Raw genomic sequence first — 8,183 nt, 5'->3', positions numbered from 1 at the left:
GTCGAGGATGACCAGGGTGCGCCGGGTCATGGTGCGCCGTCGGTGCACCTGCGGGGCCATGCCCACCTGCGCGTAGGTGACGACCGCGCCGTGGAAGTCGGCCGAGGAGTGCAGGTCGGCGTTGCGGAAGGCGGCGTCGAGTTGGATGCCCACCCGGGCTGCCGCGTCTGCCCACTGGCTCTTCAGGTGCTCGGTCGGTGCGACCACCGTGACCGCCTCCACGGTGCCGTCGCCGAGCAACTCGGCCGCGATCCGCAGGGCGAAGGTGGTCTTGCCGGCGCCGGGGGTGGCGACCGCGGTGAAGTCCTCGGTACGGCGACGCAGGTATTCCACCATCGCCTTGCGCTGCCAGGCGCGTAGCGCCGGGAACGTCTCGAGCACCGGCGTCCGGGCTGCCACGCGAAGCTCCTCTCCGACCGCACGATGGCGGACCCCGGGCGAGGGCCACGAGGATCCGCCGCCCATGAAAACGCCTCCGCGCAGAAGCTGCCGCGAAGGCCGACTCAGCATAACCAGCACGGGCCGCCGGGCCCAGGCGACGCCACGCTGGTCACAATCCCGCACCCGAGCGAACAGCGCCCGGCCGTCTCACCAACTCCGGTCGGTGCGTGGATCCGCCCCGTCGGCGCGCGGCGGGCGCAGCCTGGCCACCGGCGCGGACCAGCGTCGACGCAGCGCGATCAGGCGCAGTCCGAAGACCAGGACGGCAGCGGCGGTGAGCGGACCGGGCCCGGTCTGCCCGGTGACGTACAGCAGCACCACCAGGATCGAACCGGCCAGCGCGGCCAGCGCGTAGATCTCCCGGCGCAGCACGACCGGGATCTCGGCGGTGAGCAGGTCGCGGCCGAGCCCGCCGCCGATGGCGGTGAGCATGCCGATCAGGCAGGCCCCGACCGCCGGCACCCGCGCGTCGAGCGCCTTGAGTGTGCCGGTGACGGTGAACAGCGCCAGGCCGGCCGCGTCCAGCACCAGCACCGTGGTGCGCAGTCGGGCCAGTTGCGGGTGCAGCCAGAAGACGGCGAGCGCGGTGATCGCGGCAGTGGCCGCGTACCGCCAGTCGGCGAACGCCAGCGGCGGCACCTCGTCGATGACCAGGTCCCGGAAGATCCCACCGCCGAGGGCGGCGACGAAGCCGACGAACGCGACGCCGAACAGGTCCAGTCGCTTGGCCACCGCCGCCGAGGCCCCGGACGCGGCGAACACCGCGACCCCGGTCAGGTCGGCGAGGAGCAGGGCGGTGGAGGTGGTCACCGCCGCAGGCTACGTCGCCGGCCGGAGCATCGGCCGAGGTTCACTCACGGTACGAGTCGTAGATCTCCTTGCACTTGGGGCAGACCGGTGAACCCGGCTTGGCCGCCTTGGTGACCGGGAAGGTCTCGCCGCAGAGAGCGACGACGAAAGTGCCCATGACGGCGCTCTCGGCGATCTTCTCCTTGCGGACGTAGTGGAACATCTCGGGACCGGTGTCGGCGTCCTTCAGCTCCGGACGCTCGAGAACCTCTGTGCTCACGTCTGCACCTCCAACGGACAAGTTTGGCAGGTCATCACGGCCGGGTCCACTTGAGCCCGGCGGGGGCCCCACCCCGTACGGTGCCCGTGTGACTGACTTTCGCATCAGCTACGGCACCGAGGTGGCCGAAGCCCAGCGCGACGGCCGACCCGTCGTCGCCCTGGAGAGCACCATCGTCTCGCACGGGCTGCCCCGACCGGAGAACCTGCGCGTGGCCAGGGAGATCGAGCGGACGGTTCGGGAGGCCGGGGCCGTTCCGGCGACGATTGGCATGATCGCCGGTGAGCTGGTGGTCGGCCTGGACGACGCGCAGCTGACCCGGCTGGCCACGGTCGACGGCGTGACCAAGCTCTCCGTCCGCGACCTCGCGGTCGCCGCCGCGACCGGCGCGGACGGCGCGACCACCGTGGCCGCGACCAGCGCGGTGGCCGCCGCCGCCGGCATCGGCGTGTTCGCCACCGGCGGGCTGGGTGGGGTGCACCGGGAGGCCGCGCACACCTTCGACGAGTCGGCGGACCTGGTCACCCTGGCGCAGACCCCGATCGCGGTGGTCTGCGCCGGGGTCAAGTCGATCCTCGACGTGGGCGCGACGCTGGAGCGCCTGGAGACCCTCGGGGTCGCGGTGGTCGGTTACCGCACCCGCCGGTTCCCCGGCTTCTACCTGACCGACGCCGGCTTCGACCTGGACTGGTCGGTGAACTCGCCGGAGCAGGTCGCCGCCGTGCTCGCCGCCCGGGACGAGCACGCAGTACACACCGGCGGGCTGCTCATTGCCAACCCGCTGCCGGTCGACGAGCAGCTCGACCCGGAGTTGCACGACCGGACTCTCACCGAGGGCCTGGCCCTGCTGGAGCGGGACGGGATCACCGGAAAGGCCGTCACGCCGTACCTGCTGGCGCATTTCCATTCGGCCACCGAGGGCGCGAGCCTGGCGGTGAACGTCCGGATCATCCTGCGCAACGCCGACCTGGCCGCGCGGATCGCGGTCGCCTCGGTGGCCCGCGGCACCGCCGTCCCGGCATGACCCGACCGGCCCGGATGGTCGTCGTCGGGGACGTGATCACCGACGTGGTCGCCGTGTTGTCCGGACCGCTGGCAGCCGGATCGGACACCGGGGCCGCCATCAGTCTCGGCGGCGGTGGTCAGGCGGCCAACACCGCCGCCTGGATCGCCGCGCAGCGGGTGGACGTCACGCTCGTCGGGGCCGTCGGTGACGACGACGCCGGGCGGGACCGGGTGGCCGAGCTGGAACGGGCCGGCGTCGACTGCGCCATCGAGCGGGTCGACGGCGCCCCGACCGGCACTGTCATCGTGTTGGCCGCCGACGACGAGCGGACCATGGTCAGCCAGCGGGGCGCGAACCTGCGGCTGAGCGCCGCGCACGTCGAGCAGGCCCTCGCGGCGGTGCCCGACGCCGGGCATCTGCACCTGTCCGCGTACACCCTGTTGGACGCGGAGTCGCGCGGCGCGGGGCTGCGGGCGTTGGCCGCCGCCCGCGAGCGCGGGCTCACCATCAGCGTCGACGCGGCCTCCGCGGCGCCGTTGCGGCGGATCGGCGCGGCGGTGTTCCTGAGTTGGGTACGCGACATCGACCTGCTCCTGGTCAACGCGGACGAGGCCACGGTGCTGGCCGGCGGCCTGGACCCGGCGGCGCAGGGGCGGGCGCTGTCGGCGACGGCTCGACGGGTGGTGGTGAAGCGCGGCGCGGCTGGCGCGGTCTGGGTGGATCGCACCACGGGGGTCTGCGTGGCTCCGGCCAACCGGGTGGCGGTGGTGGACGTCACCGGCGCGGGCGACGCCTTCGCGGCCGGTCTGCTCACCGCGTGGCTCGCCGGTGCCACTCCGAGCGCGGCACTGGGTCGCGCCACCGACCTGGGCGCGCTGGCTGTCTCCACCGCCGGGGCTCGGCCCCAGGGGTAGCGGCCGGCGCACGGCCACCGCTCGACTGCTCGAACCCTGGCCCGTTCGCGGGTCAGGGTTCGGCGTCGATGACCTTGTGTGGGCGCTCCTCGGCGGTGAGGCTCATCGGCGGGGTCTCGTCCTGCTGACGGGGGTGGAACCGGTTGGCCAGCCGGTGCTCCTCCTTCGGTGGCCGGTCGTTGGCCAGCAGCACGGCCAGCCAGGGGATGAGCACCATGCCGAGGCCGCACAGTGGCAGCCAGAGCCAGAGCAGTGGGGCGTTCGCACCGACCAGGATCGCGCCGACGATGATGCACAGCACCCGGATGCCCATCATCAGGACATAGCGGCGCTGGCGACTGTTGAGCTGATCGTCCTGGCTGCGCGAGGCGTCGGTGATCAGAATCGGCTGGTACGCCTGACGCTTCACCATGGACCTCCTCGAGGGGGTTACGCCTCATCCTGTCACCGCAGGTCCGTGATCAGCGAACTTCGACTCATCCCGGCACGTGTTACGCGCGTGGTACGCTCCGTGCTGTGGGCAGCAGGTTCAGCTTCACCGACGAGGCGTTGGCCAACCTGAGGGTCTACGACGTCACACCCGGGGAAGTCTGGGAGGCGCTGCACAGCGCCCGACGGGTCATCCGTCATCTGGGTGACGACGTGATGGTGGTCTACGCCGCCGCCCGTCGGGGCCGCAGGCTGGCGGTGCTGCTCGCCGAGGCCGATGGCACCGACAACGACTGGGACATTCTCTCCGCCCGCGAGTTGAGCGACGTCGAGTCCAAGCGCTACGACGAGGCCGTGCGGAGATCTCGCTAGACGAGGAGGCCGTGACGATGCACCGTAACGACGCGACCAAGCAGTTCCACGGCGGCGGCGAACGCATCGCCGAGCTGATCGACGAGAGCCCCGCGGCGGAGCTGCCCATCCCCGACAGCGACGTGCCGATGGTGAGCCGCTCGGTGCGGCTGCCACTGGACACCTACGAGCGGGTCCGCGCCGCGGCCGACGCCCGGGGCATCGGGGTCACCACGCTGATGCGCCAGTGGATCGAGGCCGGCCTGGCCGACCTGGACGACTCGGCGACCGTCTCGCTGGCCGACGTCCGGCGCGCGCTGGCCTCGCTGGCGCACCCCACCGCCGCCTGAGCCGACCGCCCCTCACCAGGCCGGTCGGTCAGCCGCCGGCGGTCTTCGCCTTGGCCGCCGCCTTCATCTGCTGCTTGAACTCCCGCACCCGACGCAGCGAATCGGCGTCGGTGACGTCGGCCACCGACCGGTACGCGCCCGGATCGCCGTAGTCCCCGGCCGCCTTCCGCCAGTCGAGCGGTGTCACCCCGAACCGCTTGCCGAGCAGGGCCACGAAGATCTGCGCCTTCTGCTTGCCGAAGCCGGGCAGCGCGGAGACCCGGCGCAGCAACTCCGGCCCGTCGGCGACCTCGGCCCAGAGCAGCGCGGCGTCGGCGTCGTACCGCTCCACCAGCACCTGGCAGACCTCCTGCACCCGGGCCGCCATGGCCTTGGGAAACCGGTGCAGCGCGGGCGGCTGGGCGAAGAGCGCGACCAGGGCCTCCGGGTCGTACCCGGCCAGCTCCGCCGCGTCCAGCTCATGGCCGAGCCGCTGCGCCAGCACGTACGGCGAGGAGAACGCCTTCTCCATCGGCACCTGTTGGTCCAGGACCATGCCGAGGAGCAGGGCCAGCGGGCTGCGCTCCAGCAGCCGGTTCGCTTCGGGGTCGATGGGCAGCACGAGCGTCATGCCGACCATCCTGCCCGGCGCACCGATCCGGGCAGACACCGACGCTCCGACACCATCCGGCGGGTGACGCTGACCCGGGACGCGACGGAAGGCAGGATGTCGGGGTGGACGAACACGACATGCTGCTCTCCCCCGCCGGTGTCGACGCGCTGCGCACCGCGCTGACCCGGACCGGTTTCACCAGCCACGGCATCGCCGAGCGGCTGGGCGCGCAGGCGACCGCAGCGGTCGCCCGCAACGACTACCGGGCCGCGCTGCGCGCCACCGAGGACGGCGACCCGCTCGGCACCCTGATCCGGGTGTTCATCTGCGACCAGACCGAGCCGGAGGGAGCGGTTGCCGCCGCGCTGACACCGCTGAGCCTGGCGGAGGCCCTCGCTGGCGGGCTGGTCGAGCGGTACGGCGACGGCCTGCATGCCGGCGTCGACCTGGAGCCGTACGGCGAGGACTGGTGGGTGCTCGCCGACGTGCCGGCCAGCGCCCGCCCGGGTCGCCCGTTGCACGCCGAGCACGTCCTCGGGATCGGGGGGGCCACCCACACGCTGATCGGCGCGACCGTGCGCCGACCGGTCGGCACCGCGCTGGACCTGGGCACCGGCTCCGGCGTCCAGGCCCTGCACCTGGGCACGCACGCCGACTCGGTGACCGCCACCGACCTGTCCGAGCGGGCGCTGCGCTTCGCCGCGACCACCGCCGCCCTCAACGGTCAGGACTGGGAGCTGCTCCGCGGCGACCTGGTCGCCCCGGTGGCCGGTCGGCGGTTCGACCTGGTGGTGAGCAACCCACCGTTCGTGGTCGGCCCGGGCACCACCACCCACGTGTACCGCGACTCCGGCCGGGTCGGTGACGCGATCGGCGCCGAGCTGGCCGCCGCCGCCCCGGGCCTGCTCACCGACGGCGGCACCATGCAGTACCTGGCCAACTGGGTGCACGTGGCCGGCGAGGAGTGGGACGAGCGGGTGGCCGGCTGGTTCGCCGGGACCGGCCTGGACGCCTGGGTGATCCAACGCGAGGTGGCCGACCCGATGGCATACGTCGACCTGTGGCTCACCGACGCCGCCGAGAGCGCCGACCCGCAGCGGATGGCCGCCTGGCTGGACTGGTTCGACGCGCACAAGGTGGAGGGCATCGGCTTCGGCATCGTGTCGCTGCGTCGTGGCGGGCATGCCGACCCGGTGGTCCGGGTGGAGGATCTGCGCCAGCAGGTGCAGCCGCCGCTGGGCGACCAGGTCGCCGCCTGGTTCGACCGCCAGGACTTCCTCCGGGTACGCGACACCGAAGCGTTGCTCGCCGAGCGCTACCGGGCCGCCGAGGGCCTCCAACTGCGGCAGGAGGCCACCATGGGCGACGAGGGCTGGGGGGTGGACCGCCAGGTCCTCGCGATGCCGCACGGCCTGCGCTGGACCGAGGAGATCGACCCGCTGGTCCTGGCGCTGGTCGGTGGCGCCGACGGCCGGCTGCCGCTGCGGGACCAGCTCGCCCTGCTCGCCGCCGCGCACGACGTCGAGCCCGACGAGATGGCCGAGGCCGCCGGCCCGATCGTGGCGCACCTGGTGGAGCGCGGCTTCATCGAGCCGGTGACCGCCTGATGCGGGCGGTGGTGCAGACCGTCGGGCGGGCCAGCGTGACGGTGGACGGCGAAGTGGTCGGTGCGATCGAGAACGGCCTGCTGGTGCTGCTCGGCGTGACCCACACCGACACCGCGGAGACGGTTCAGACGATGGCCCGCAAGGTGCACGAGGTACGCATCCTGGACGGGGAGCGGTCCGCCGCGGACACCGGCGCGCCGATCCTGGTGGTCAGCCAGTTCACCCTCTACGGCGACGCCCGCAAGGGCCGCCGACCGAGCTGGTCCGCCGCCGCCCCCGCCGAGGTCGCCGAGCCACTGGTGACAGCGGTGGTCGACGCCCTGCGGGAACGAGGAGCGAAGGTGGAGACCGGCCGCTTCCGCACCCACATGGTGGTGGAAAGCACCAACATAGGCCCCCAAACCCTCCTCCTGGACCTCTAACCCCACCCCACCCCACCTCACCCCACCCCGCCTCCGTTGATCATGAAGTTATTGCCCTTCACGTCGGCGTGTCGTGGCAATAACTTCATGATCAACGCGCAAAGAGGGGTAGTTCGGGTCAGGAAAAGAGGCCTCGGCGGGTCAGGGACTGGCGGAGCCAGTTGTCGAGTTCGGCGGTCCAGTCGGTGCGGTCGGCGGTGGCGTGGTCGACAGTGAACCGACCGAAGGCGTCCCGGCCCTCGGCGAAGACGCCGCCGCGCTTGTCGACCTCCAGCACCACCTGCATCTGCTGGGCGTCGGCGATGAAGGTGACCTCCAACTGGTTGATCGAGCGGGCGTACTGCGGCGCCGGGCTGAACTCGATCTCCTGGTAGAACGGCAATGTCTGGCGTACGCCGTAGATGTGCCCGCGTTCCACATCGGCGCGCGCGAACCGGAAGCCCAGCCGCAGCAGCGCGTCCAGCAGTCGCTCCTGCGCCGGCAGTGGGTGCACCGACACGGTGTCCAGGTCTCCCTTGTCGACCGCGCGGGCGACCTCCAGCTCGGTACGCAGGCCCATGGTCATCCCGTGCAGGTGCTGCCCGCACAGCTCGGTGACCGGTGTCTCCCACGGCACGTCGAAACGGAACGGGAGGTCGTAGCGCTGGCCCGGCTCCAGCCGGAACGCGCCGGTGACCTGCTGGCGGTGGAACTCCTGAGTGGTGTCGTAGTCGTTGTCGCCGCTCTCCACCTCCACCCGGGTGACCAGGCCGAGGGTGACGTGGTCGATGTCGACCTGGTGGTCACCGCCCAGCACCTGGATCCGGCCCTCCAACTGGCCGCCCGGGCGGCAGTTCGGGTCGGCCAGCACCGTCTGGACCGACGGACCACCGACGCCCATCGCCTTCATGAGCCGCTTGAAGACCACACCGTCCTCCAACTGTCTTTTCCGGCTGGCCGGAGGTGGCCGGCCGTCCGCAACGTAGCCGGGGCGGGCAACCACACACTCCGACGACACACCGC

At 72.2% G+C, this 8,183-nt stretch carries 12 protein-coding genes; 6 read left to right on the top strand and 6 right to left on the bottom strand.

Features of this window, described 5'->3' with window-relative positions:
- The 3 genes from AB0877_RS11205 to AB0877_RS11195 form a co-directional block, all read right to left on the bottom strand.
- On the bottom strand, positions 1–399 hold a 399-nt coding region (locus tag AB0877_RS11205), incomplete at its 3' end, for a DEAD/DEAH box helicase family protein (protein WP_366608423.1).
- Between the two features lie 189 nt (positions 400–588).
- Entirely contained in the window at positions 589–1,251 is a 663-nt protein-coding gene (locus tag AB0877_RS11200) for a trimeric intracellular cation channel family protein (protein ID WP_366608422.1), read from the bottom strand.
- A 40-nt stretch (positions 1,252–1,291) separates the two neighbouring features.
- Positions 1,292–1,510 carry a DUF3039 domain-containing protein gene (locus AB0877_RS11195; protein ID WP_007456912.1) on the bottom strand — a complete coding sequence of 73 codons (219 nt, stop codon included), beginning with the start codon at positions 1,508–1,510 and terminating at the stop codon, positions 1,292–1,294.
- A gap of 88 nt (positions 1,511–1,598) precedes the next feature.
- Here AB0877_RS11195 and AB0877_RS11190 point away from each other — a divergent pair, with 88 nt between their 5' ends.
- Together AB0877_RS11190 and AB0877_RS11185 are read left to right on the top strand one after the other, a co-directional pair.
- Positions 1,599–2,534, top strand: a complete 936-nt coding sequence (locus AB0877_RS11190) for a pseudouridine-5'-phosphate glycosidase (protein WP_366608421.1) — start codon at positions 1,599–1,601, stop codon at positions 2,532–2,534.
- Entirely contained in the window at positions 2,531–3,430 is a 900-nt protein-coding gene (locus AB0877_RS11185) for a PfkB family carbohydrate kinase (protein WP_366608420.1), read from the top strand. Before AB0877_RS11190 ends, AB0877_RS11185 begins: the two co-directional genes overlap by 4 nt.
- Positions 3,431–3,482: 52 nt before the next feature.
- On the opposite strand, the gene AB0877_RS11180 is transcribed toward AB0877_RS11185, so the two are convergent.
- Complete coding sequence (locus tag AB0877_RS11180; protein ID WP_366608419.1) at positions 3,483–3,842, bottom strand: DUF3099 domain-containing protein; 360 nt, start codon at positions 3,840–3,842, stop codon at positions 3,483–3,485.
- 104 nt (positions 3,843–3,946) lie between these two features.
- Here AB0877_RS11180 and AB0877_RS11175 point away from each other — a divergent pair, with 104 nt between their 5' ends.
- Together AB0877_RS11175 and AB0877_RS11170 are read left to right on the top strand one after the other, a co-directional pair.
- Positions 3,947–4,231: a hypothetical protein gene (locus AB0877_RS11175; protein ID WP_030489374.1), complete on the top strand. Its 285-nt coding sequence runs from the start codon at positions 3,947–3,949 to the stop codon at positions 4,229–4,231.
- Positions 4,232–4,248: 17 nt separating this feature from the next.
- Positions 4,249–4,560, top strand: a complete 312-nt coding sequence (locus AB0877_RS11170) for a hypothetical protein (protein WP_366608435.1) — start codon at positions 4,249–4,251, stop codon at positions 4,558–4,560.
- Positions 4,561–4,588: 28 nt separating this feature from the next.
- On the opposite strand, the gene AB0877_RS11165 is transcribed toward AB0877_RS11170, so the two are convergent.
- On the bottom strand, positions 4,589–5,179 hold the full coding sequence (locus tag AB0877_RS11165; protein ID WP_366608434.1) for an HhH-GPD-type base excision DNA repair protein: 591 nt from the start codon (positions 5,177–5,179) through the stop codon (positions 4,589–4,591).
- A gap of 95 nt (positions 5,180–5,274) precedes the next feature.
- Here AB0877_RS11165 and AB0877_RS11160 point away from each other — a divergent pair, with 95 nt between their 5' ends.
- Positions 5,275–6,759: a methyltransferase gene (locus AB0877_RS11160; protein WP_366608418.1), complete on the top strand. Its 1,485-nt coding sequence runs from the start codon at positions 5,275–5,277 to the stop codon at positions 6,757–6,759.
- Positions 6,759–7,181, top strand: coding sequence for a D-aminoacyl-tRNA deacylase (dtd, locus tag AB0877_RS11155; protein ID WP_366608417.1), 423 nt, complete (start codon positions 6,759–6,761; stop codon positions 7,179–7,181). The genes AB0877_RS11160 and dtd overlap by 1 nt, the downstream gene beginning before the upstream one ends.
- A 118-nt stretch (positions 7,182–7,299) precedes the next feature.
- Here dtd and AB0877_RS11150 read toward each other — a convergent pair whose 3' ends face one another.
- Positions 7,300–8,088: a sporulation protein gene (locus tag AB0877_RS11150; RefSeq protein ID WP_366608433.1), complete on the bottom strand. Its 789-nt coding sequence runs from the start codon at positions 8,086–8,088 to the stop codon at positions 7,300–7,302.
- Between the last annotated feature and the right edge of the window lie 95 nt (positions 8,089–8,183).

Source organism: Micromonospora sp. NPDC047644 (assembly GCF_040704315.1).
Classification (GTDB): Bacteria; Actinomycetota; Actinomycetes; order Mycobacteriales; family Micromonosporaceae; genus Micromonospora.
Note: the sequence above shows the minus strand (reverse complement) of the source record. Positions and strands in the feature narration are given on the sequence as shown.